Origin of the sequence: Sphingobium xenophagum (assembly GCF_002288285.1) — a bacterium.
GTDB lineage: Bacteria > Pseudomonadota > Alphaproteobacteria > Sphingomonadales > Sphingomonadaceae > Sphingobium > Sphingobium xenophagum.
In genome coordinates this window covers 679534-704056 of sequence record NZ_CP022746.1, presented here as the reverse complement: position 1 = coordinate 704056, position 24523 = coordinate 679534, and the positions used below count along the sequence as shown (strand labels likewise).

22 protein-coding genes are annotated in these 24523 nt (G+C 61.3%); 9 read left to right on the top strand and 13 right to left on the bottom strand.

What is annotated here, in order from left to right; all coding sequences use genetic code 11:
- Window positions 1-12 precede the first annotated feature (12 nt).
- The 5 genes from CJD35_RS18005 to CJD35_RS17985 all read right to left on the bottom strand — a co-directional run bounded on the left by CJD35_RS18005 (window position 13) and on the right by CJD35_RS17985 (window position 3255).
- Entirely contained in the window at window positions 13-810 is a 798-nt protein-coding gene (locus CJD35_RS18005; protein WP_017181257.1) for an HvfC/BufC N-terminal domain-containing protein, read from the bottom strand.
- A complete protein-coding gene (bufB, locus tag CJD35_RS18000) occupies window positions 807-1637 on the bottom strand; it encodes an MNIO family bufferin maturase (RefSeq protein WP_017181256.1) in 831 nt (276 codons plus the stop codon). The genes CJD35_RS18005 and bufB overlap by 4 nt, the downstream gene beginning before the upstream one ends.
- Window positions 1638-1696: 59 nt before the next feature.
- Window positions 1697-1966: a BufA2 family periplasmic bufferin-type metallophore gene (gene bufA2 / locus CJD35_RS17995; protein ID WP_017181255.1), complete on the bottom strand. Its 270-nt coding sequence runs from the start codon at window positions 1964-1966 to the stop codon at window positions 1697-1699.
- Between the two features lie 111 nt (window positions 1967-2077).
- Window positions 2078-2719, bottom strand: coding sequence for a DUF1109 domain-containing protein (locus CJD35_RS17990; RefSeq protein ID WP_017181254.1), 642 nt, complete (start codon window positions 2717-2719; stop codon window positions 2078-2080).
- Window positions 2716-3255, bottom strand: coding sequence for a sigma-70 family RNA polymerase sigma factor (locus CJD35_RS17985; protein ID WP_095687302.1), 540 nt, complete (start codon window positions 3253-3255; stop codon window positions 2716-2718). Before CJD35_RS17985 ends, CJD35_RS17990 begins: the two co-directional genes overlap by 4 nt.
- 210 nt (window positions 3256-3465) lie before the next feature.
- Between CJD35_RS17985 and CJD35_RS17980 the strand changes: the two genes are divergently transcribed.
- Both CJD35_RS17980 and CJD35_RS17975 read left to right on the top strand, forming a co-directional pair.
- Window positions 3466-3741 (top strand): BufA1 family periplasmic bufferin-type metallophore, encoded by a 276-nt coding sequence (locus tag CJD35_RS17980; protein WP_019052323.1) that lies wholly within the window; start codon window positions 3466-3468, stop codon window positions 3739-3741.
- A gap of 49 nt (window positions 3742-3790) precedes the next feature.
- A complete protein-coding gene (locus tag CJD35_RS17975; RefSeq protein ID WP_017181251.1) occupies window positions 3791-4234 on the top strand; it encodes a DoxX family protein in 444 nt (147 codons plus the stop codon).
- A gap of 69 nt (window positions 4235-4303) precedes the next feature.
- On the opposite strand, the gene CJD35_RS17970 is transcribed toward CJD35_RS17975, so the two are convergent.
- From CJD35_RS17970 to ku, 4 genes are all read right to left on the bottom strand, one after another.
- Window positions 4304-6463, bottom strand: a complete 2160-nt coding sequence (locus tag CJD35_RS17970) for a dipeptidyl-peptidase 5 (RefSeq protein WP_017181250.1) — start codon at window positions 6461-6463, stop codon at window positions 4304-4306.
- A 242-nt stretch (window positions 6464-6705) separates the two neighbouring features.
- A complete protein-coding gene (gene ligD / locus CJD35_RS17965) occupies window positions 6706-9210 on the bottom strand; it encodes a DNA ligase D (protein WP_017181249.1) in 2505 nt (834 codons plus the stop codon).
- On the bottom strand, window positions 9210-9683 hold the full coding sequence (locus CJD35_RS17960; RefSeq protein WP_017181248.1) for an MgtC/SapB family protein: 474 nt from the start codon (window positions 9681-9683) through the stop codon (window positions 9210-9212). Before CJD35_RS17960 ends, ligD begins: the two co-directional genes overlap by 1 nt.
- Window positions 9683-10552, bottom strand: a complete 870-nt coding sequence (gene ku, locus CJD35_RS17955) for a non-homologous end joining protein Ku (protein ID WP_017181247.1) — start codon at window positions 10550-10552, stop codon at window positions 9683-9685. Before ku ends, CJD35_RS17960 begins: the two co-directional genes overlap by 1 nt.
- Window positions 10553-10768: 216 nt before the next feature.
- Here ku and CJD35_RS17950 point away from each other — a divergent pair, with 216 nt between their 5' ends.
- From CJD35_RS17950 to glpK, 6 genes are all read left to right on the top strand, one after another.
- Entirely contained in the window at window positions 10769-12949 is a 2181-nt protein-coding gene (locus tag CJD35_RS17950; RefSeq protein WP_095687301.1) for a TonB-dependent receptor, read from the top strand.
- Window positions 12949-14646, top strand: a complete 1698-nt coding sequence (locus tag CJD35_RS17945) for an alpha/beta hydrolase family protein (protein ID WP_017181245.1) — start codon at window positions 12949-12951, stop codon at window positions 14644-14646. Before CJD35_RS17950 ends, CJD35_RS17945 begins: the two co-directional genes overlap by 1 nt.
- A gap of 1 nt (window position 14647) precedes the next feature.
- Complete coding sequence (locus CJD35_RS17940) at window positions 14648-15157, top strand: DUF3237 domain-containing protein (protein WP_241763565.1); 510 nt, start codon at window positions 14648-14650, stop codon at window positions 15155-15157.
- Complete coding sequence (locus tag CJD35_RS17935) at window positions 15154-16023, top strand: DeoR/GlpR family DNA-binding transcription regulator (RefSeq protein ID WP_017181243.1); 870 nt, start codon at window positions 15154-15156, stop codon at window positions 16021-16023. Before CJD35_RS17940 ends, CJD35_RS17935 begins: the two co-directional genes overlap by 4 nt.
- 139 nt (window positions 16024-16162) lie before the next feature.
- Window positions 16163-17653, top strand: a complete 1491-nt coding sequence (locus CJD35_RS17930; protein ID WP_017181242.1) for a glycerol-3-phosphate dehydrogenase — start codon at window positions 16163-16165, stop codon at window positions 17651-17653.
- On the top strand, window positions 17653-19146 hold the full coding sequence (gene glpK / locus CJD35_RS17925; protein ID WP_017181241.1) for a glycerol kinase GlpK: 1494 nt from the start codon (window positions 17653-17655) through the stop codon (window positions 19144-19146). The genes CJD35_RS17930 and glpK overlap by 1 nt, the downstream gene beginning before the upstream one ends.
- Before the next feature lie 16 nt (window positions 19147-19162).
- On the opposite strand, the gene CJD35_RS22515 is transcribed toward glpK, so the two are convergent.
- The 4 genes from CJD35_RS22515 to CJD35_RS17900 all read right to left on the bottom strand — a co-directional run bounded on the left by CJD35_RS22515 (window position 19163) and on the right by CJD35_RS17900 (window position 23469).
- The gene (locus CJD35_RS22515; protein ID WP_157742337.1) at window positions 19163-20347 is read right to left on the bottom strand and encodes a FadR/GntR family transcriptional regulator; all 1185 of its coding nucleotides are present in this window, start codon (window positions 20345-20347) and stop codon (window positions 19163-19165) included.
- A 374-nt stretch (window positions 20348-20721) separates the two neighbouring features.
- Window positions 20722-21870, bottom strand: a complete 1149-nt coding sequence (locus tag CJD35_RS17910) for an extracellular catalytic domain type 1 short-chain-length polyhydroxyalkanoate depolymerase (protein WP_019052326.1) — start codon at window positions 21868-21870, stop codon at window positions 20722-20724.
- Between the two features lie 207 nt (window positions 21871-22077).
- Window positions 22078-22530, bottom strand: a complete 453-nt coding sequence (locus CJD35_RS17905; RefSeq protein WP_017181237.1) for a PA2169 family four-helix-bundle protein — start codon at window positions 22528-22530, stop codon at window positions 22078-22080.
- A gap of 111 nt (window positions 22531-22641) precedes the next feature.
- Window positions 22642-23469 carry a transglutaminase-like domain-containing protein gene (locus tag CJD35_RS17900; RefSeq protein WP_017181236.1) on the bottom strand — a complete coding sequence of 276 codons (828 nt, stop codon included), beginning with the start codon at window positions 23467-23469 and terminating at the stop codon, window positions 22642-22644.
- Between the two features lie 213 nt (window positions 23470-23682).
- On the opposite strand from CJD35_RS17900, the gene CJD35_RS17895 reads away from it, so the two are divergent.
- A complete protein-coding gene (locus CJD35_RS17895; protein WP_017181235.1) occupies window positions 23683-24465 on the top strand; it encodes an N-formylglutamate amidohydrolase in 783 nt (260 codons plus the stop codon).
- Window positions 24466-24523: the final 58 nt, after the last annotated feature.

The window sequence follows — 24523 nt, the reverse complement described above, 5'->3', positions numbered from 1 at the left end:
CGCGTGGCCCCGTCAGCATGGCCCCTCCAGCCGGGGATTGCCGGAACCGACGGGCTTGTCCTGCGCGGTGATCGCAGCAATCAGGCCGTCGGCCAGCCATTGCCCCAGCCACTGGCCGACAAGCGCTATGCCGCGATCTTCGCCTAGCTGGACCGTCACCTTTCGACATGCCGCACCGAAGGGCAGGCCGCCACGCAGGTCAAGCAACGTCTGCAACTCCATAGCGTCGATGGTCCTGACGCGACATTGTTCGTCCTGACGCCATAACAGCGCCGTTTCAGGCGTCCCCAGATATTGGGACGCTGGCGGCTCTTCCCCGGCAACCAAAGCGGACCAGATGGCAAAGGCATTCGTCTTGAGGTCAACAAGGTCGATTGCCCTCTGGAACGTCAATAAGGCGTATTCCCAGTCAAGGTCGTGCAGATGATCCAGCGCGACCGCCGGGCCGTCCGCCGAGATGAACAATTCTTCCAGCCCCAGTTCCAGGCAGGCGATTTCCGCGATTTCCGGATCGTGCGGTTGGAGCCTTGCCAGCGTCACGGGGAAATCATGCGCATAGGCGTCGAGCGTCCAGCTGCTTGGCGGCACATCGTCGATATGATGCGCGGCGGCATGCAGAAACCTCTCCTCGCCAATCCAGGCACGGGTTCGCGCAAAGCTGCTTTCAAGGCAGGTGACGAGCTGGGACCGGTAATTATTCTGATAGACGGCAAAGCCCGCCTCGCAGGACGATTGGATACGCGCAGCGGCAGCCATATCGGCGCGCACGAGCCAGTCGCGCATGTCGCGCTGAAGTGCGAGAAGGCTCATGCCGCTGCCCTCACTGCGCCAGCGGCGATCGTCCGCGCGGTGCCCAGTTCCGCGAGCAGCTCCCCCAAAGGCGGTATGTCATCGTCCCGCTCGATCATCGTCGCCACGGGGCCAAGGCGTGGCAGGATATGGGCGTAAAGGTCCCATACCGACGGGGGGACAGGCCGATCATGCGTGTCGATCAGCAGATGTTCGCCCTGGCTATGGCCGGCAAGATGGACCTGACGCACATGATCATGCGGGACACCATCCAGATAGGCGATCGGATCGAAGCCGTGATTGCTGGCGCTGACAAAGACGTTGTTGACGTCCAGCAGCAGGCCACAGCCCGTTCGTGCGCACACCCTGTTCAGAAATTCCCACTCAGTCATGTCGCCCGACGCGAAATCGAGATAGGATGACGGGTTTTCGATCAACATGGCGCGGCCCAGCGCATCCTGCGCCCGATGAATGTTCGCGCAGACAATATCGAGCGCTTCCATCGTATAGGGCAGGGGCAGGAGGTCGTGGGAATTGAACCCCTCGATCCGCGACCAGCTCAGATGATCAGACACGAACAGCGGTTCGATCTCGTCGACGAGTGCGCGCAGGCGGTTAAGATATAAGCCGTCGATGCCGTCGGCGGAACCGATCGACATCGACACGCCGTGCAGCGCGACCGGATAGCGGGCGCGAATGTCGCGCAATATCCGCCGGGGCCGACCACCATCGACCATGAAATTTTCGGAGATCACCTCCAGAAAATCAACGGCGACATCGCGGTCGAAAAAGTCGGCATAGTGCGGCGTGCGCAGGCCAAGGCCGAAGCCGGAGAAGGACGGGATCATCAGGACGCTCCCTGCTGCAAGGGAACCCGGCGCTGACGGGAGCGCCGGGCTTTCGAATGTTATTGGGGTTCGGTCAGGCTGCCGCCAGCAGCCTTGCATGCCTTGACGGTCATGGCCTTGAAGCCGTGGCCCTTGCAGACATTCTGCCCCTTGCATTCGTTGCTGGCCGTCTTGCAATCGGACGTGCCCTTGCAGCTGTTGATGCCGTAGCAATGCACGACCTTCGTATCGGCGCTATCCTTCGCGATGGCCGGGGCAGCGGCGGCAGCCACGATCGCGATGGAGGCAGCGGAAGCGGCGATGCCAAGGCCAGTGTTGAGAGTGAGCATGAGGGATTCTCCAAAAAAGCAGGTTGCGCCACGATGGCTCCTGTCTTTCGGTCCCGCCGGTCGACTGGTTACAGCAGCGAACGAAAATTCCTGCTGGAACGCTGTGTCGCCTCACCAGCGCAGCAGCCTTGGCCCCACCAGCATGCCGAGCAGGGTCGCCAACACGATGCCGAGCGAATACCAGGTCAGAACGAAGATGGCCGACACTTCGGGGCAGTGCAGGCAATAGACGGTCGCCGCAAATGCGCCGGCAGAAAGGCCCGCCGCCGCCCCGGCCGCCCTGAGCCGCGTAGGGGCGAGCCTGCGGAAGGACCAGAGCAATCCCGCAAAGATCGGCGCGGACAGCGACAGGACCATCCATGGACAGCTTTTCCAGCTCTCGCCCAGCCACATCGCCAGCCATTGGGACGACGGAGTCCGCGCCAGTTCGAGAAAGCCTATGCCCGCCAGCAGGACGACCGGGATCACGAGCAGCCACAGGCCACGCAGCCGACCGCTATCGGGCCGGGCGAGTTGCGCGGTTGTCATCAATGCGGCGACCGCCAGGGAAAAGGTATAGCCCCATTTCATCCAGAAGGATGTGCCCTGCATCGCCGTGCCCAGATCCGGCCGCATCCCAAGCGCGATCAGGATCAATATGGCCGATCCTGTTCCTCCGGCGGCCATGCCGATGGCCAGCCTTCGCGCGACGCTATTGCGACCGACCGGGCGCGTTTCCTTGGCCAGATGCCTGACCAGATCGTCCGTGTTCATCGCAGCGCTCCTTGTACCCGACCCATCAGCGCCTTCAGTCCGCGATGTACCGAAACCTTTACGTCCGATTCCCCTATACCCTCCGCGCTTGCCGCCTCGGCGACGCTCAGTCCCTCGATCCGCGTGGCGCGGATCGCCCGCGCCTGCTTGTCAGGCAGCCCTTGCAACAGGTCGTCCACATCCAGCCGGGCGATGCTGCTCGCCTCGAAATCCGCAGCGGTGAGCCATTCATCGTAATCCTCGATCGGCCGCAGACGGCCGACGCGGCGCAGGTGGTCGATCATTTTGTATCGCGCGACCGCGTACAGCCAGGCGGTGAATGGGCGCTCTCGGTCGTAGGTGGCGCGGCGGGTATGAACGGCAATAAGGGTTTCCTGCACCATATCCTCGACATCGTCGTCAGCGCCGCGAAGCCGACGCCGATAGAAGCCCCGCAGCAGCGGAACAAGCAGGCGCAGCAATGCTTCATGGGCCTTGGCGTCGCCATTCAGCCCATCGATCATCAACGCACGCAGATGCTCCTCTGTGGTATGCATTCTGTCTCCTCATTCGCATGTTCGGAGGAAGTCGTGGCCAGGTTACAGCTTTGCGCGAAAAATTTTCGCGCGAAATGTCTGTAACCGGATTTGCGCCTGTCACGAACTTGCCGACGTGACACGGGCTTTCCCCAGCCTCCTCCCCGGTCACCGCGCGGTCCGGCCTGTCCGGACCGCGTGAAGAGGCCCAGGATCAAAGAGGACATCATGATGCGTACCACCCATGCCGCGCTCGCTGCGAGCATCGCCATCGCTTCGGCAGCCGCGCTCGCCATGCCTGCCCATGCCCAGGAAAAGCCGAAGATGGAAAAATGCTACGGCGTCTCGCTCGCCGGCAAGAACGACTGTGCTGCGGGCCCCGGCACCAGCTGCGCGGGCACGTCCAAGGTCAACTATCAGGGCAACGCCTGGAAGCTGGTCAAGGCAGGCACCTGCACATCGATCAAGACGCCCAAGGGTAACGGATCGCTGACGCCCAAGGCCTGACCGAAGCGGCCGGGGCGTGCCTTCGTCCCGGCCCTGCTGGAGATGATCGATGCTTGTGCCAATCCATGATCGTTGCACTCGGCGCATCGCCGCGATGTTGCCGGATGCATTGCTGCTATTCGTCGCCCGTATGGCCATCGCGTCCATATTCTTCCTGTCCGGACGCACGAAGGTAGAGGGTATCCTGACCATCACGGACGGCACATATGAGCTGTTTCGTACCGAATATGCGCTGCCGCTGGTGCCGCCGGACATCGCCGCGACCATGGCCACCGGGGCGGAACATCTTTTCTCTATCCTGCTCGTGCTGGGGCTGGGTACGCGTTTTTCAGCGCTGGCTCTCCTTACGATGACGTTGGTCATCCAAATTTTCGTCTATCCCGACGCCTGGCCGACGCATCTTAGCTGGATTGCCATCCTGCTGCCCCTCATCGCGCGCGGCGGAGGCGCCTGGTCAGCCGATGCGCTGCTGCGCCGAAGGTCGGATCGCTGAGTTGAGGCCGAACAAATGCCGGCAGGATCGAATGATCCGCCGGCATTTTTTCATATTATAACCGTCCGATCATTCCGCCGCCGGAGCGCTGGCGGGTGTGGATGTGATCGGCCCGCCCTTCACCGCAGGCGCACCTTTCAGATAATGGGCCAGCCAGCCCTGCACCTCGCGATAGAATTGGCGGCTATCCTCCGGCTTGGTGATCCAGTGCCATGCGTCCGGGAAGATCAGCAGGCGGCTTGGCACCTGCATCCGTTGCAGCGTCGACCAGGTTTCCAGCGTGTTCGACATCGGCACGCGATAGTCCCTTTCGCCTGCGGTCAGCAGCATCGGGGTCTTCCAGTCCTTGCCATATGTGATCGGGCTCTGGTCGCGCCAGACCTTGCTGTCGCCCCAGGGCGGGCCGCCGCTGGCCACTTCGCGCCCATAGTTGAAATCGCTGGTGCCCCATTGGGTCAGCAGATCGACTTCACCGGCATGACTGACGATACATTTGTACCGGGTGGTCGTGGCTTCCATCCAGTTGGCAAGATGCCCGCCATAGCTCGCGCCGCCGATACAGGCATTGGTGGTGTCGATAAAGCCGTACCGCTTGCCGGCCTCGTCCACAGCCTGATTGATTTCGTTGGCAGGGCCGCGCAACGGGTCGAGCTTGATGGCGCGGGCAAAGGCTTCGCCATAACCCGTTGATCCGGTATAGTCGGTCAGCAGCACGACATAACCGGCGCTGGCCAGAAGATGGTAGTTCCAGCGCAGACCAATCTGATCAGCGTTGGACGATGCCGGGCCGCCATGCATCAGCACCATCAGGGGATATTTTTTCGTCGCGTCGAATGCGGGCGGCGTGACGACCATATTGTGGATACGCCGTCCCCTGTCGCTGGTGAACCAGAAATGCTGGGGGCTGGACCAGTCGATCGTTTCGGCAAGTGCCGTGTTGACGTTGGTCAGATTGCGATGACGCCCACTTTTGGGGTCGATGCGGACAATCTCCGCCGGGTTCACCGCGCTGCCATAGCTGGCAATCAACTCGGTCGATTTGGCATCGGACGGAATGTCTATGGCGGTATAGCCGCCGACCTTGGCCGCGATCGCCAGTTCGGGTTTTCCACCGGCAACCGGCACGCGATAGACATGCTCCAGACCTGCGTCAGGCACGGTCAGAAACAAGGTCCGGCTGTCAGGCGTCACGGCGTAGCCATCCACTTCGCGATCAAACGCGCCGGTCAGCAGCGTTGCAGCGCCGCCAGCGGGCCACGCAACGCGATGTAGTCGGGCCAGATCATATACTTCATCGCCCTGGCTGTTGAATTTGACGATCAGATTTTTGCCGTCGGGTGTGAATTTGGGATCGCCATATTCGCCCAGGACCGGCGTGGCCAATGTCGGTTCGCCACCGTCGGCGGACATGCGGTACAGGCCGTAATTGACCCGTGCATGGGCTGCATCCCACCGCTGCGTCGTGGCGATGAACAGGATTTCCTGTCCATTGGGACTCCATATGGGCGACAGGCTCGCGCCGCCATCATTGCGCGGGGAGCCGCCAAATCCCTCCATTTTCGCCAGTTGCGTCGTGGAGATGATGTCACGCGCTGCCGCGCCCTGGGTTAGCGGCTGGACCCACAGGCTGGGGCGGCGATCGTCCAGCCATTCGTTCCAGTAGCGGATCGGGAAATGTTCATAGACGCGCATGGAAAATTTGCGCGCCTTGCGCTCATCGGCTGCCTTCTTGTTGGTCGCCGCGTCGACTGCGCCGGGATAGACCATGCTTTCAAACAGGATCGCCTGCCCGTCGGGTCGCCATTGCGGTCTGGCCGCACCCGTCGGCACGTCCGTCGCGCGCCGGGCTTCGCCACCCGCCAGGTCGAGGATGTAGATCTGCGCGACATCATCGCCTTCGCGCTTGGTAGAAAAGGCGATGCGGCGGCTGTCGGGCGCCCAGGCCGGATCACTCTCTCCCGCCTTGCTCGACGTTATCCTGCGCGGAGCCGCGCTGCCGTCGGTCGGCACGATCCACAGATCGCTGACGGATTCATCCTTCGCATAGGATGGTTCGCGCAGGGAATAGATGACCCATTTGCCGTCCGGGCTGGTCAGCGGCGCGCCGACCGACTTCATCATCCACAGCGTCTCATGCGTGAGCACCTGCTTGGGCTGGGCGAACGCTGGCGTGGCGCTCAGCCCCGCGACCATCGCCGCGGACACCAGAAAATGTGCGATCTTTCCCATAGTCAATCCTGTTCCAAGACGGCGGCGCAGCAGTTGTGGGCCGCGCGGCCTCATTCTATCGAAGCTGCCCGAACCGGCAGCGATAACATAGGCATATGCGTCACCTTCACGGCGGACGGAAGAAGGAAGTCGATCCATTCGCCGCTTGAGCGGCGATCGCCCGAACACGCATAGTTGCGGGATACGGGCAATGGTCCGCGAAGGTAGCGCGCTTCCTTGGGCCCGGTTGCTTTGGAGCCAGGTCAAATTTCCGGCAGGGCTTGCGCTGCAAATCCCCAGCCTTTGAGGCCTTTGCTCCTCTTCAGCAGGGTGTCGGGATCATCGATGGAGAAGGGATGGGCGTCCTTCATCCTGTCCAGTTCTTCCCAGTCGATCGGTATGGCGACAGGCGCGCCGGGGCGGGCGCGGGCGGAATAGGGGAGGATGGCCGTGCTGCCACGCTGGTTTCGCAACCAGTCTATGAAGATGCGGCCCTTTCGCTTCGCCTTGCTCATCGTCGCAGTGAAGCGGTCAGGCTCTGCGGCGCTCAGAGCCTGGGCGAAGCGCGACGCGAAATCCTTGTGCGTGTCCCAGTTGTGACCGGGCGTCAGCGGTACGACGACATGCACGCCCTTGCCACCCGACAGCATCGCGAAGGAGACAAGCCCGATGTCAGCGAGATGATCGCGTATATCCTTGGCCGCTCGCTTCACCTTGTCAAAGTCCAGTCCTTCGTCCGGGTCAAGGTCGAAGATCATACGGTCGGGCTTCTCCACATCGTCGGTTCTGCTGGCCCAGCCGTGAAATTCAATCGTCCCCATCTGGACGCAGGCCAGCAGGCCGTCCGCGCTGTCGACATAGATATAATCTTCCGACCCGCCGTTTTTCTCGCGAATGGGCATCTGTCGGACTTCCTGTCCGAAGGCGCCGCTGTCATGCTTCTGAAAGAAGCATTTCTTCGCTCGCCCTTGTGGACAGCGGACCAGGCTGATGGGCCGGTTGGCGGAGAAAGGCAGCATCAGCGGCGCTATGCGGGAATAATAATCCGCCAGTTCCCCCTTGGTCTGGCCGGTTTCGGGGAAGATGACCCGATCACGGCTGCTGATGTCGATCGCGCTCTTCGGCACAGGGGCAGGCGCGGGCTTTTCCGGTTTCACCGTCTTTGCTGGCTTATCGGCACGCAGACCCAGGAAGCTGCCATGACGGACGCGACCATCGGCAGTGAATTCGGCGAAGGCGATTTCGGCAACCAGCTTCGGCTTGATCCAGCTTACGCCGCGCGTCTCCGCGCGGGGCACGTCGACCGGGGCCGTGTCGGTTGCCAAGCGGGCCATGGCCTTGTCCAGTTCGTCCATCGCCTGACTATCGAAGCCGGTCCCGACCTTGCCCTTGTAGACCAGCTTTTGCCCCTCATGCTGGGCGAGCAGCAGGGACGCGAAAGGACGTCCCCTGGCATTGCTCCTGGTCCATCCGACAAGGACGAACTCCTGGCGCCGGGTGCATTTGACCTTCACCCAGCTGCGGGTTCGGGAACTGCGATATGGCGCGTCGGCGCGCTTGGAGATGATGCCTTCCTGCCCGGCCTCGCAAAGCGATCGGAACAAGGTTTCTCCGGCCCCCAGAACATGATCGGAGACATGGATGGGCGATTCCGCCTGATGCAGCAGCGCTTCCAGCCGCTCCTTGCGCTCGATGGTGGGCAGCCCCTTGAGGTCTTGCCCATCGAGCGAAAGCAGATCGAAGGCGAACAGGTGCAGCGGCCGTGTCGCATCCTCCTGCCCATGCCCGCGCTTGAGCGTCTGCTGCAATGTCGAGAAATCGGGATTGCCATTGCCGTCCAGCGCCACCACTTCGCCGTCTATCAGGCACGGCGGCAGGTCCAGCGCGGCGATCGCACCCGTGAGCGGCGCGAATTTTTCGGTCCAGTCCAGGCCGTTGCGCGTAAAAAGCGTCACTTTCTGCCCGCTTGCGGCGATCAGCGCGCGATAGCCATCATATTTGATCTCGTGCAGCCAATCGTTCCCGGTCGGCACGGCATCCACCAACGTGGCGAGTTGTGGCTTCACGAAGCGGGGCAGGGCCGTGGCGCGCGTTTTCCGCCTGTCGCTTATTTTGGCGGTATGATCCTTCGCTGCCGCCATCTTCGCAGCGAAGCCTTTGCCATGCGCCCCGGCAAGGGACTGTTCGCCAGCCTTGTCGGCCTCAATCTCCGCCATCGATCGGCCCGTCACTATGCTGGTAAGCGCACGTTCGACCAGCGCATCGCCCGACCCGGCCTCCTTGTCGTCAATCTTGCGCAACAGCCAGTTTTCGCGCTTCTCCTTGGGACGCCCTTTCATCCGCACCAACAGCCACTCGCCCTTCATCCGCTCCCCATGCAGAATGAAATGCAGGTGCCCATCCTCTATATCGGCAGCGCTCTTTCCTGCGATCGGTTCCCAGGTGCCGCGATCCCACAACATTACCGTGCCGCCGCCATATTCGCCCTTGGGGATCAAGCCTTCGAACGTGCCATAATCCAGCGGGTGATCCTCCGTCCGCACGGCCAGCCTTTTGTCGGCCGGGTCGATGCTTGGCCCTCGCGTTACGGCCCAGCTTTTGAGCACCCCGTCCATTTCCAGCCGAAAATCCCAATGCAGGCGGGTCGCGGCATGTTTCTGCACGACGAAGCTGTTGCCGCCTGTTTTCGCCACCTTGCCCTTGGGTTCGCGCGTGCGGTCGAAATCCCGCTTGGCATTGTAGGTGGAAAGGGCATCCTTTCTGGCCATCATTTCGTCCGATCCAGCGGATCGAGCCAGCGGCGTTCGACAAAGCCCAGGACGGTGAGCATGATGATCGCCACGATCGTCGCGCTGACGACCAGCGGCCAGAGCGCCGCGCCGCAGGCGATGCCGATAACCGCCGCCAGCCAGATATGCGCTGCGGTCGTCAGGTTGCGGACCTCGCCCTTGCTGAATACGATCAGCCCGGCCGCGATGATGGCGGTAAAGGCGGCCGCTGCCTCGAACACGCGCAACGGGTCGATATTGCCCCCGCCTTGCAACTGGAGATGCAGGGCGATGGCGCACACGGTCATTAGCGCCGCGGTAAAGCAGATAAGGCCGTGGGTCCGCATGCCCGCTGCATGGCCACGCAATTCCCGGTCCATGCCCAGCAACAGGCCCAGCACCGCCGCAGCACCCAGCCGTAGCAGCACGGGGCCATCGATCAGATGGAGGGGCGTGACGGGGTTCAGTTCCATCACGCGCTCTTGCGTTTTGACGCTGCGGCTTTTTTGGGCTTGGCCTTGGCGGCGGTGCTTTTTGTGGTCGCGCTCTTGCCCGATCCAGCGGATTTTTTCAGTGCGGCCATCAGGTCGATGACATTGCCTGCCTTGGCCCCGGCCGGTTCATCGTCGACATCCTCGATGATCCGCTTGCCCTTCGCCTTCTTTTTCTTGTCGATCAGACGGTGAAGCGCATCGACATAGCGGTCGTGAAACTCCTCCGGCTCGAAGGGGGCTGTGCGCTTCTCGATGATGCTAACGGCCAGGTCGAGCATCTCCGGGTCAGCCTCATCGCCAGGGAGTCCGCGAAAATAGCTCTGGGCCTTGTTGACTTCATCGGCATAGCGCAGCACTTCCAGCACCAACCCGCGTCCGCAGGGCTTGAGCGACACCAGTTGTTCGCGCCCACGCACGGATAACTGCCCCAGGCCGACTTTCTTCGTCTGCCGCAGCGCATCGCGCAGCACAGTATAGGCTTCCTCCGCCAGATCGTCGGCGGGGACCACGAAATAGGGCTTTTCATAGTAAAGCACATCAATCGCATCGGCGTCGACAAATTGAACGAGGTCCAGAGTCTTGCGACTCTCGATCTTCACCGACTCAATCTCTTCCTGATCCAACAGGACGTAATTGCCCTTGGAAATCTCATATCCTTTGAAGATTTCGTCGCGATCGACCGGACCGATGCCGCTGACCACCTTGTCGTAATGGATCGGCTTGCCGCTGGGTTCGTGGATCTGGCGGAAGGATATGGCCGGTCCAGACTTGGTGGCAGGATAGATTTCGACCGGAATCGAAACCAGCGCCAGCTTGATTTGACCCTGCCAATATGCGCGTGCGGGCATGCATTACCTCCGCGCTATCAGCGTATGGCCGCAAGGTTGGTTCCACCGCCGCACTGGCACGCAGCGGCAAGCAAGTCCCCCGATCGGCAAGCGGCCTGATCGTCAGCCGCGATTCAAATAGCCCGCTATTTTCGGAAACGAAAAGCAGCGAAAAAGAGCGAAGAAAACATGCCGTCATCCCGTCAGAGAGATGCGGCTTTTCGGGAGGGAATCATCTTGCGCACCAGTCATCTGAGCCTGCTCATCTCCACCAGCCTTGCCGCCGCGTTCGCAGTTCCCGCTTCGGCGCAGGATCAGTCGGCGGCTAACGCGGTCGTGAGCGATCCCAACGAGATTATCGTCACGGCCCAGAAGCGGGCACAGAGCGTGCAGGACGTTCCCATCTCGATCACTGCGGTCGCCGGATCTTCGCTCGGCACGCTACAGATGCGCAGCGGCACCGAAATCGCCCGACAGACACCCAATCTCTCGGTCAGCGTGCTGGGCAATGAGGACCAGCCCAAATTCTCGGTCCGCGGCATCGCCCAGTCGGCATTCGACCTTAACGCTTCCTCGCCCACTGGCATTTTCTACGACGAAGTTTTCGTCCGCGCTTCCTTCCTCGGTGGCGCGCAACTGTTCGATATGGACCGGGTAGAGGTGCTGCGCGGTCCCCAGGGCACGTTGTTCGGCAAGGAAACCGTGGGTGGCGCTGTCAGCTATATCACCCGGGCGCCGCAATTCGACAATTCGGGCTTCATTTCGGCCGAGCTTGGCAATTATAGCTATGTTGGCCTGCAGGGCGCGGCCAATACCCAACTTGTCGAAGATCGTCTCGCCTTGCGCGTCTCTTTCAATACCAGCGACAGCGACGGTTTCGTCAAGAATCTGTTGCCAGGAGGACGTGACAAGTCGAACTTCAACAAGGTCGCGATCCGCACCGCGCTTAAATACAAGGATGATGCGGGCTTCGACGCAACCCTGCGCTACAGTTTCACCCGTAGCGCACCCGAAGCCGTCGGCACCAACGTCACGGGATATCTGCCAGGCAACACCAATGCATTCGGATTTGACCCGCACCGTGACCCCAATACCGGCGAACTGCTCGGCCCGCGCGAGGGCTATTATGACCGGGACGGTCGCATCCGGGTACGCGGCGATGGCGTCAGTCTCACGCTCAACAAGGATCTGGGCAATGTCGCGCTGACGTCCATCTCCTCCTACCTTAAGGGCTATTTCCTCAACGAAGTTGACGGTGACGGCAGTGCCGCCAATCTGTTGGCTCTGGATTTCGAGGCAAGGACAAAGGAATATTCACAAGATCTTCGTCTTGCGACGCAGTTTGACGGACCGTTTAACCTGATCGCGGGCCTTTATTATTTCCGCGATACGCTCGACAACCTGTTCCATGTGTCGCAGTTCGACGGAGGCTTCGACGCGCGGCAAACCTATCGTCAGACGCGGACCTCCTATGCCGCATATATGGACGGTAGCTTCAACTTCTCGCCGACATTTAGCCTCTATGGCGGTGTCCGAGTGACGCATGACAAGGCGAAAATGCGCAATTTCCAGTCGGTCGTGAACATTCCCGGCCTTGGCATTCCGACGACCAATGTCGATTATACCGAGACCCAGCCCAGTGGCCGGTTGGGCCTGCGATACAAGGCATCGTCCGATTTCATGGCGTTCGTCCAATATGCGCGAGGTTATCGCAGCGGCGGCTTTAACGGGGGTGCGGTTGTGTTCCCAGGTGACCTGACGACCGCCAAGCCCGAATTTCTCGACGCCTATGAAGCCGGGATCAAGAGCCGGTTGTTCGACCGGCGCGTGACATTGAACCTGTCTGCATTCCACTATCAGTTCAAGGATCAGCAGTTCATCGATTCGATTTCGGTGATCAACCAGGCGCTGGTCAATGCGGGCAAATCCCGGATCAATGGCATAGAGGCGGAAATCACTGCCAGCATCACGCCACAGTTGCGGCTATCGACCGGACTTGGATTGCTCGACGCGAAATATACGAGCCTGATACTCAACGGTACGGACCTTGCCGGCAATCGCATGATCGAAGCGCCCAAATTCTCGATGAGCGCCGCGGCAGACTACAGGATTCCGCTCAGCGCTTCGGCCGAACTGACGCTCCATGGCGACATGGTCCACAAAAGCTCTCAGTTCTTCACGGCCTATAACGACAAGGTCTTTCCCTTCAGCCTTGGCCGTACGCCGGGATTCGAAGAATATAATGCGCGGATCGGCGTTTCCTTTGACGACGGGCAATATGAAGTCGGGCTGTGGGGCAAGAATCTGACCGGAAACGACACGCTGGTTGGCGTCGGTATCGAAACGAACACCTTCCTGCGGTTCGGGACTGTCCCCTATCCGCGCCGCTACGGCATCGATTTTCAGGCGAAATTCTGATGATGCCGTACAGGGCCAATCCGGGGCTGCTTGTCGCCCTGATCGCCAGTCTCGTCGCCATTGCCGGGCTCTTCCTCGCTTCAGCGATCCAGACCGGCGACGGCGTGACTGTTTCGGAGGTCCATTTCCGGGGCGCAAGCGGCGCGCAAATGCGAGCATTGCTGTTCCGGCCGCGCGCAGCGACAAGTGCGAAGCCCGCACCTGCCATCCTTGCCGTCCATGGTTATCTCAACAGCGCGGAGATGCAGGCCAACTTTGCAACTGAATATGCCCGCAGAGGCTATGTCGTGCTGGCGCCCGACCAGCGCGGACATGGCGGCAGCGACCCCGTCGCCTTCGCCGATGGTTTTGGCGGCCCGGATGCGCTCGCCTATCTTCACAGCCTGCCTTTCGTCGATCGCCGCAATATCGGGCTGGAGGGACACAGCATGGGCGGGTGGACCGTGCTCAGCGCGGCCAAAGCGATGCCCGACGGCTATCGTTCGCTCGTGCTGGAAGGCTCAAGCGTTGGGGCGCCCTTTGCGCCAGAGGGCACACGGGCTTTCCCGAAAAACTTGCTGGTCGTTTTCGGGACGCGCGACGAATTTGGCGGCTTCATGTGGGGGCCTGAATCGCCACTGGCGACCGGCGCGGTCAAGAAGCTGCGCGACCTGTTCGGCAGTACCGAACCGATCGTACCGGGGCGCCTCTACGGTCGGATCGCAGATGGCAACGCCCGCATGCTGCTGACGCCCGCCGTGACCCATGCATGGTTGCACCAGTCGTCCGCCGGCATCACCCCTGCGCTCGACTGGTTCAGTCGCACATTGGACGGGGGCAGGGCGCTTGACGTCACGGATCAGGTCTGGCCGTGGCGGGAGGCGGGTAATTTCGTGGCGCTCATGGCAGTGCCCCTGCTGATAGCCGGATTGATCGCGGCTTCGGCAACTTTTTTCGCCACAAGGTCCGCGCCCAAGCAGAATCCGGCCCCGCCGCCATCGGGGGCCAGGCCGATCGCCAAACTTGTCGCCATAGCGCTTCTCCCCGCTTTGCTGTTCATTCCGGCCTGCATGGCGACCGAAGCCTTGCTCGGCCAGAACGCCCTTTTCCGGCAGACATTCACAAACCAGTTTGCAGGTTGGGCCCTGCTCAGCGCTTTGATCTCCCTATTCATGCTGCGGCGCAAGGCCGGGGGTCTGGGCATGCGTGAGGTGCCGCGTGCATTGGCGCTTGCCGCGATCATTCTGTTGCCCGCTTACCTGCTGGTGCTGGGGGCGGACCAGCAGCTTCACGTCAATCCTTCCTGGTGGTTCATCACCATCCGTCCGATCTCGCTGGAGCGCGCGCGCGATTTCCTTCTTTATGCGCCCTTCTTCGTGATGAGCTGTCTCTGCTCGCTGCAACTGATACAGGCCGTTTCGCCGCTTGATGTCGGCAGCATGGGCGGCGCGGTGGCCCGTGCCATGGCTGCGCTGGCTGGCGGGTTCGCCCTTTTCCTCGTTGCCCAATATGGCGTGCTGGCGGCCACGGGTCACCTGCTTATGCCTGGAGAGGGACTGCGCGTGATTTCGGCGATCGGCTTTGCGGTGATTCTGGCTTTTGTCGGCCTGTTCGGCGCCGTGTCGCAGCGCAGCCATGGTTCGGTCGTGCCGGGCGCCCTTGTGTCGGGGCTATTCGTTACTTGGCTTCTCGTCGCCACCCAACCGATCGGAGTGTGACATGAGGCGCTTTGTTGCGGCTCTCGCCGCCTCCATGCTCCTGACCGATGCAGCGGAAGCGGCGGCAGCATCCACCGGCGCGCCGCAACTGCGGTTCGTTTTCGAGGAACGCGTTGATCTAGGGCCGAGCGAACCGGCCGGCGAAGGGCCGCATGGCACCGGGAACAGAATCGCTCTGCTGGGCGGCACAGTCAGCGGTCCGGCCTTGAGCGGGGCAGTCGTTCCCGGCGGGGCAGACTGGCAACTGATCCGCAAGGATGGATGTACGGAGATTGTCGCCGATTATTTCATCCGCACGCATGACGAGGCTCTGATCCATGTACGCAACCTGGGCCTTGCGTGCGCGGCAGACGGCCAGCGTATCGCTTATGCACGGGCGAACCCCGTTTTCACCGCTCCGCTCGGCAACCATGAATGGCTTAACAAGTCGGTCTTCACCTCGACGATCGAGCCGGTAGTGCTTGGCGGCCAGCTTCGCCAAGTCATTGTGCGCTTCTATGAAGTCCTTTGACCAAAGCGCCGCATCCGTCGGGTTTGGCCTCCACGACGATTATGTCTATGCGGGATGGCATGGTTCAACGACCCAAATCAGACGAAAACGCCTCACGCGACCTGGCGGCAGTGCGGCAAGTGCGACTGGTCGAGCATCTTGGTGGCGCCGGGCATGCCAAGGTGGAGGATCTGGCGCAGTTGTTGGGCGTAACGCCACAGACGATCCGTGGGGACTTACGCCAGCTGGACGAGCAGGGCGCGGTTTCACGCGTGCGGGGCGGAGCCATGCTGCGATCGCGGCTCGACAATATCGGCTATCATTCGCGTCAGGCCATGGCAGCCGACGCGAAAGGCCGGATTGGCAAAGCCGCAGCGGATCTGGTGCCGGACGGTGTGTCGCTCTTCATCAATATCGGCACCACCGTGGAAGCGGTTGCCACCTTCCTGGCCCAGCGCCAACGGTTGATGGTCGTCACCAACAACCTCAATGTCGCCGAAATACTTGCCGATGCACGGGGGATAGAGGTCATCGTGGCGGGCGGTCGGCTGCGGGCGGAGGACCGCGCTGTTGTAGGTCCGCTCACGGTCGATTTCCTCGGCGCTTTCAAGGTGGATTATGCGGTAATCGGTGCGAGCGCGCTCGATGCGGATGGCAATCTGCTCGATTTCGACATAGACGAGATCAAGGTTTCGCAATCGATCGTCGCGCATGCCCGTCATGTTGTCCTTGTCGCGGATTCCTCGAAGCTTTCTCGCCACGCGCCGGTGCGCTTCGCGACGATGAACGATGTCGATACCTTCGTAACCGACCGGATCACCGATCCGCGCCTTGCACAAATCTGTGCCGAAATGGGCGTTCGGGTCATCGCGACAGACCCGGCGTGATCAGCATGCCGTATCAGGAGCCATGCCCTGTACCGCGCGGCAGCCTTGCAACGCCGCCCTTTCTGGACGTTCGGGACATGATTTGATGCCAGATTCAGCGACAGACCCGGAAATGCCCCCAGCCAACCCTCCGCACGGCATGCCTGCGATATACGATATTCTGGTCATTGGCGCTGGCATCAATGGCGCGGGGATCGCGCGCGATGCCGCGGGCCGAGGCCTGAGCGTCCTTGTCATGGAGGCAGGGGATATAGCCCGCGGTACCTCTTCGGCATCGACCAAGCTCATTCATGGCGGTCTGCGCTATCTTGAGCATTTCGAATTTGCGCTGGTACGGGAATCGCTGGCGGAGCGAGAGCGCCTGTGGAAGATCGCCCCGCACGCGGTTCGACCGATGCGCTTCGTTTTGCCGCACCGTTCGGGCCTGCGCCCGCGATGGCTGCTAAGGCTTGGTCTGTTCCTTTACGACCATATTGGCGGCCGCCGAAAGCTGCCGCCGACCAGTACGCTTGACCTGCGGACACATGAGGCTGGAAAGCCGCTGAAACATGGTTTCCGCACCGCCTTTGCCTATTCGGATTGCTGGGTCGACGATGCCCGCATGGTCGTGCTTAACCTGCGCGATGCGGCTGATCGAGGGGCAACCGTCCTGCCGCATACGCCTGTTGCCGGTCTTGAGCGGGCGCAGGGCGTCTGGCGCATCCGCGCAGGCAATGGCACGCAATATGCGGCGCGCGCCGTGGTCAACGCCGGCGGGCCGGCTGTGCTTGACGTGCTTGACCTCGCCGGCCAGCGTGGCAGCCAGCGCATGCGGCTGGTCCGCGGTTCGCACATCGTCGTATCCCGCTTGTTCGACCATGATTTTTCCTATTTCTTCCAGCTCCCCGACGGACGCATCTTCTTTGCCATTCCCTACGAGCAGGACTTCACCATGATCGGCACGACCGATGCCGACCACAGCGGTTCACTGACCGACATCAGGCCCGATGCCGCCGAGATCGCCTATCTCTGCGAGGGCGCGAACGGCTATTTCCGCAAGCAGATCACGCCCGCCGACATAGTGTGGAGCTTTGCTGGTGTTCGCCCGCTGATCGATGACGGATCGGGCCGGCCGGAAGCGGCGACGCGCGGTTATCGGCTCGATCTGTCGGAGGCGATCGAGGGCGCGCCTTTGCTCAGCGTGTTCGGTGGCAAGCTTACCACCTACCGCCATCTCGCGCAGTCGGCGATCGACCTCCTGGCCAGTCGGATACCGGAACTGGCAGGCCCCGGCTGGACCGACAGCGTGGCCCTTCCCGGCGGCGACTTCCCGATGGACGGGGCTGCCAAGCTGGTGGAGGAACTCATCGCGCACTATCCCTTCCTCCAGCGCGGCTGGGCGGAGCGGCTCATCGCCTCTTATGGCAGGCGCGCCTGGCTCGTGCTGGGCGGCGCGCAGGGTTTGCAGGATTGCGGCGTTCACTTTGGCCATGGCCTGACCGCATGCGAGGTCGATTATCTGATCGCGCAGGAATGGGCGCGAAAGGCTGACGACATACTCTGGCGGCGCAGCAAGCTGGGCCTGCATCTTTCCGCCGTGCAGGTGGCAAGCCTGGAATCCTACCTGGGCACCAAAATGGGAGCGTCATGATGAAGGCGGTGCTGGCAATCGATCAGGGCACGACGTCGACCCGCGCGCTGATTGTGGGCCAAGATGGCGCAATTGTAGCGCGAGCGCAGGTCGAATTGCACCAATCCTATCCCCGGACCGGCTGGGTGGAGCATGATCCGGAGACGATCTGGCGCGATGTGGTGGCAACCGCGCGGCAGGCTCTTTCGCAGGCCACAGAAGCTGGAATTGACGTTGTCGCCATCGGGATCACCAACCAGCGGGAAACCTTTGTGGTGTGGGACCGGGAGACCGGCAGGGCCGTTCATCCCGCGATCGTCTGGCAGGACCGGCGTGGCGCGGCTTTATGCGAACGCCTGATCGGGGAAGGCGTGGAAACGGAAGTATCGGCGCGCAGCGGCCTTCTGCTTGATTCCTACTTCTCGGCCAGCAAACTGGCCTGGCTTCTCGATACCATGCCGGGTTTGCGGGGCGACGCAGAGGCGGGCAAATTGGCCTTCGGGACGATCGACACCTATTTGTTGTGGCGGCTGACGGATGGCCGCGTTCACGCAACCGATCCCAGCAACGCCGCGCGCACCCTGCTCTTCGATATTGAGCGGATGGATTGGTCGGACGAACTTTGCGCGTTGTTCGGCATATCCCGCACTATGCTGCCACAAGTGATGGACAATGACGCCCTGTTCGGTACCGTCGACGCAGCTGTCCTAGGACGGGCGTTGCCGATTACGGGCATGGCCGGCGACCAGCAGGCCGCGCTGATCGGGCAGGGATGTCTGAAAGCCGGTCAGGTCAAGATCACTTATGGCACCGGCGCCTTTGGCCTGATGCACACTGGCGACACGATCAGCCGATCGCGTCATCGGCTCCTTTCTACCGTCGCCTACCGTGTCGGGGGGCAGACCTGCTATGCGCTGGAAGGGTCCATATTCGTGGCAGGGGCGGGCGTGCAATGGCTGCGCGACCGGCTCGGCATCATCGCCTCGGCCGCTGAAACCGAAACACTTGCCCGCACTATTCCGGATAATGGCGGGGTCTATCTTGTCCCTGCGTTCGCGGGGTTGGGTACGCCGCACTGGGACTCGCAGGCCCGCGCTGTCCTGTGCGGCATGACTTTGGGCACGGGCGCGGCGCATGTGGCCAGAGCGATGCTGGAGGCGGTCGCGTATCAAAGCGAAGAACTGATCGACACGATGCGCGAAGATACCGGGCTTTGTGCCGATCTGATCCGGATCGATGGCGGCATGGCGCATAACGCATGGCTCTGCCAGTTTCTGGCCGATGTGCTGGCAACGCCGGTCCGGCGCCCGGACAATGTCGAATCCACAGCGCTTGGCGCGGCCTTTCTTGCTGGCACAGCCGCCGGAATTTGGCCGTCGCTGGCCGACACGCCATCTTCGTCAAACAGGGATGCGGTGTTCGAACCCGCGCTGGCAGCCGCCGAACGCGCGCGGCTGATTGCGGGGTGGCGTGACGCGGTGGCCAGGACCAGGCACCGTACGAACGTGGAATGAGCAGGGTCCGGCGGTCCTACCAATAATTCTCCAGCGCCTTCTGGCAGCGAGATTGTGCCGCTACGATCGGGGCCTGACAGGCATCGTCCAGATGATCCAGAATCTGGACGCTTGCCGACAATAGTTCGCGCGCAGCGTCGTCGGGCAGTGCGGCGCTGCGAGTCCGGCGCATTAGAATGGAAGACGCGAGCGCCCTGGCCATGAAATGCATCAGGGGATTGGCTGCCATGTCGGCAATTTCCCGAATGAAGCTGTACCAGGCTGTGCCAAGGGCGGTACCATTGTTGGCCTGCTGCATCTGAACGAACGCGTACCGGATACGGTTCAGCCCCTCCAATGTGCGCCTTTGCCGCGCAAGTTCGATCATGCCGGTATTGATCTGGTCAAGCACCTCCCGGCAATCGGCAGTGGAAACACGCTGTGTGGCTAAATACGCATTGGCGACATGCAGCGCGCATCCTGTTCCCGACGCGCTGGCAAAAACGCCTCCCGCTCTGCCGCGGCGGACCTTCACGATCCGGGCATCGGCAAGTATACGTACAGCTTCGACCGCCACCTCAAGGCTTACGCCATAGTCGCTGCTGATGTCGGAAAGTGATCCCAGGAAAATGTCCCGGTCCTGCGATACGGAAATTCTTCCAAGCAGAAGATTGGCAAGCCATTCGGCAAGATTGTCGCTCCGGTCGGGCGCCGGCATTGCATCCCTAACCCCCTGAAAGCGCAGTAACGAACGCACCATCTCGGAAAGGGCATCGTTCCGGCTGGCCAGTGATGGAGCAAGCCAATGCGCTGCTTCGTTCAGGACATTATGGGCCTGATCAAGGCGCAGTTCGTCGGCAGCCTTTGCAACCGTTTCCCCCAAACTCGGCGCTGTGACCCAAAGCCCGCCCAGGCCGTTCCCACCGCGGCGCGGAGCAAGGACACCGCGTTGCTGCAATATGCGACTGGTCTGCCGCACAATCCTGCGACCAACACCAAATTCCTTTGAAAGGACGCTTTCGGTAATGGGTCGATGCGGCAGGGGAGCGTTGCAAATCCATTGCTCAACTCTGTCTGCGATCGACGAAGAGTTGGAAAGCGTATCGGCATGTTCGTTGATCACCCGCCTGAACAACTCTCGCGCTCTGGCGCGCTGCGGGTTGTCAAATCCCGGCCCTGTCATTGTGTCGGGCAATGACGAAACGGTCAGATCGCTCTCCATCCCCAACCTTGCCGATCAGCATCCAGAACATTTTCTGATATGAGCTGCGTTGAATGTTTAAGTTCATACGCAGGGCAAGGCCACAAAAATCGGACAAAGAACTGGCCCGCGCGGCTTGAATAGGCAGGTGGGCGCAGTTCTCAACCAGGTGTGATCAAACTGAAGTTCAGCGCAACGCGCAATCTGGCTGAACCGCAACATGCGGCACGAAAAGGGGTAGATATTGCCTTGGCGGGCGATGGATACAGCTCGTGGATTACGCAGTTCCGCTGGCAAAACCAGCCTCACTGCCTATTGTCCCGAAAAACATCTCAATCACACGCTAAGCAGATCACCCACCAGAGCTTTTACAGCTGTCTGTTGTGTTGTTGACCCTAGCGCATCAAACCTGCCGACCGCAGCGCATCCTCGATAATCTTCTGAACGCTGCCCTTATTCGCGGCGGCTCGTGCCGGTTTGACCGACGATAGGGTTTCAAGTCCTGTTTTGGCCGTCGAAAGTGAATTTGGCGTTTCTACTGTCGCTCGATCCATTGGTTTGGGGCGTTGTACGACCTTTTGATCGTTCAGAAGGCCCCATGACGCCGCGATCCGTCGTGTGGAGGAGATACCGGCTTCCAGCATGTGCGGCATCGGTGTTCCGCATGCGTCATTGCCGGTGGTGGCAAGCGGCGTGCCATGGCCCATACCCGTGATGCGATAATCCTCGATCAGAGCGCGACCCTTTGCGTCGTGCCAGATGCGATAGCGATGACCGGAAATATCCTCAGTCGAGTTCGGCGCTTCGTCCAGTTCGTGGACCGAGAGCCATTGGGCCAGGATTGCGTCGGCATTGCTGCTCTTGACGGTTTGGTCAGCCGCGCCATGCCAGATCGCAATGCGCGGCCAGGGACCGGCGTGATCGGATGCGCTTCGTACGCGATCACCAAGCTGGTCGCCAGAGAGCGTGTCAGGCGCGCGCATCGCTTCCAGCGCCTGCTGAACATTGGAGGCCGCGCCAAAGGGCAGCCCGGCTATGATCGCGCCCCCAGCGAATAATTCCGGATAGCTCGCCAGCAATATCGAGGTCATCGCGCCCCCAGCTGACAGGCCAGTGATGAATATGCGCGATGTGTCGATCCCATGGGCGTCGATCATGGTTCCGATCATCTGGCGGATCGACAATGTTTCGCCACGGTCGCGGACATTATCCGCGCGGGAAAACCAGTTGAAGCAGAGATTGGGATTGTTGGAGCGCTGCTGTTCTGGAAATAGCAGGATGAAGCCATGATCATCGGCAAGCTGTGACCATCCAGCACCATGATCATAGCCGTCCGCAGTCTGGGTGCAGCCATGCAGGACGACGACCAGTGCCGGCTTTTGAGCGACTTGCGCGGGGACGTAGCATTTCGCCTTCAATGCGCCGGGATTGGTGCCAAAGGATTCAACCTCCTGCAATCGGCTCGGCTGGTTTGCCTCCATTGTCGGACCTGCGGCGGCGCGCATGGCCACCAACTGGGCGATATTCGCGGACAATTTTCTCATGAAATGACCTCCGGCCTTGAAGAGTGGCCAAGCTGGCCATGATAATCGGCGGCGGATTATGCTGCACTGCACAATATGGCGATCGACATCGCTACGGCAAGGTCAAAGTTCAAAATTTTCAGGTTCGCCCGCTGACGGGCGGACATTGTCCCGGTCCAGGTCTCCGGTAACGAAAAAGGCGGCGAGGTTGCCCCCGCCGCCCCAGCATCAATGCTGCATCGAATGTTTGATGTCGCGCATCTCATCATGGCCGGCCTTGACCGACATATAGCTGGTTTCGACCAGGTCGCGTACGGCTGGGCTCAGCTTTCTGTCTTCCAGCGCATCCTCGAACTTGGCTTTGATATGATCTTCGCCAGCTTCGACTTCGTTGATGATCGCCTTGTCATCATTGCCCGTCACGACCGACTTGAGGTTAAGGAACATGCGATGGGCGCCTGCCAGCAGAGTGCCGTCATCTTCCGGGTTGCCGCCGAGCGCTGCGACCTGCTGCTGCAAGCGAGTGGCAATGGCGCGCCGTTCGCCAGCACGGCTGGTGAACAGGGCAGTGAAGCGGCTGTTCTCGCTGTCCTTGGCGGCTTCGGTATAGCCATCGGCGCTGTCGATCGTCGTCGCGATCAGGCTGTTGAGGGTCGAAATATCGTGGCTGTTGTCGGACATGGGGATTTCCTCCTGTGGGGGTGGCAGTCACCCCGGCGTCGGGCGACTGCTTGGTCCATCAACGACGATCCCTCCGGAAAGTCGCATCGATTATGCCCGGCTTAACCTCTATCAGTATGATTTTTCGCCGGCCGATTGCACCTCGTCAGTATGGACGTCGAACCGGACGAGATTGGTCGGGCCGAATGCCGTAGTGAGCGCCACATCGGTAGCGTCGCGTCCGCGCGCCATCAGGATGCGGCCTATGCGTGGCTGGTTGTGGCGGGCGTCGCGTGTGTACCAGTTGCCGTCGATATAGACGTCGAACCAGGCGCTGAAGTCCATAGGTGCGTCGACTGGCGGGACGCCTATGTCGCCCAGATAACCGGTGCAGTAACGCGCGGGGATATTCATGCAGCGGCACAGGGTAACGGCCAGATGCGCAAAATCCCGGCACACGCCCCGCTGTTCCTGAAAGGCGTGCCACGCGGTCATGTCCGAGCGGGCATGATGATAGCCAAATTCTATATGGTTGTGGACGAAATCGACGATCGCATCGACCCGTGCCTTGGCCGTCGTATAATGCGCGAAATTGCCCCAGGCGAACGCCATCAACCGGTCCGTCTCGCAATAGCGACTGCCCAGCAGGAAGGGCATCACGGCATCGGGCAATTCTTCGACCGGCGTGTGCGGACCGTCGGGGGCGGGAACGTCCACCAAACCGCTATCCTCGATCACGAAATCGCATGACAGGGTGACGCCGCCCGCGGGAATGGTGAGGCGCGTGGCGACATTTCCAAACCCGTCTTCAAAATGATAGAGCGGTACATCCGGGTCGGCCAGCAACCGCTGGGGCGTGCGCAGGTCGAGATGCCGGGAAGGATGCAGGCTGAGCAGCGCCATGATCGCTGTCTTATTCTGTGTTTCAAATCTGATGTCATATCCGCAACGGATCAGCATGGACGGGACTTTCCTGAGGTGCCGACGGAGCGGCCGTTAATGGCATTGTTTGGGGCAGGGCGACGCGGGCCGGGGATCAGTGCAGACCGGGGCGCTGGCCAAATGGCTCCGGCAAGCGCATCAGGGTGGTATGACTATGCAGGAAACCCCGGTGCCGACCGCTATGACGGATAACAAAAAGGGTCGTCGGCTTGGGCATGGGGAAATATCCTGATGGCCGGAGACGGGACGGGTGCATTGTTGGGTCTGAACGATCCGGCACCGTTCGGGCTATTCAACGCAGCAGGCGCTTCCCCGTTCCTGCTGATAGGTGATCATGCAGGAGCGGCCATTCCGGCTGCATTGGGCGACCTTGGCCTGAGCGCTGCCGACCGGCGGCGTCACATTGCCATCGATATTGGCGTTCATGAACTGGGGCATAGACTGGCCGAACGGCTCGATGCGGCCTTTCTGTACCAGACTTATTCGCGCCTCGTCATCGATTGCAATCGCGATCCCGTGCGCGACGATGCGATCCCGGCAGTTTCCGACGGGAGCCGTATCAATGGCAATGAAGCGCTGGACGCGACGGCCCGCGCCGCGCGGGTGGCGGCGATCCACGCACCCTATCATCGGGCGATCAGCGACATGATTGCGGCGCGATGCGCGTCCGGGCGCGACACCATCCTGCTGTCGCTGCACAGCTTCACGCCGGTCATGGACGGGATCGCCCGACCATGGGATGTGGGTGTGCTGCATTGGCGTGGCCGCACCGATTTTGCCCATGCCATGCTGGCTACGTTACGGGATGACGGCGTCCTGGCGGTGGGAGACAATGTCCCCTATGCCATGGACGCGACCGACTTTACCGTGCCATTCCATGCGTTTGCCCGCGACCTTTCCTATGCGGAAATAGAAGTGCGGCAGGATTTGATTGGCCACAGCGAAGGACAACGCATCTGGGCCGACCATCTGCGCCGCGCCGCAGAAGCAGCTTTACTGCGTATCAGCGAATAGTGTCCCGGCATGATACTCACCGTCAATTGCACTTGTGCTAGCGCTGGCAACGATTTAG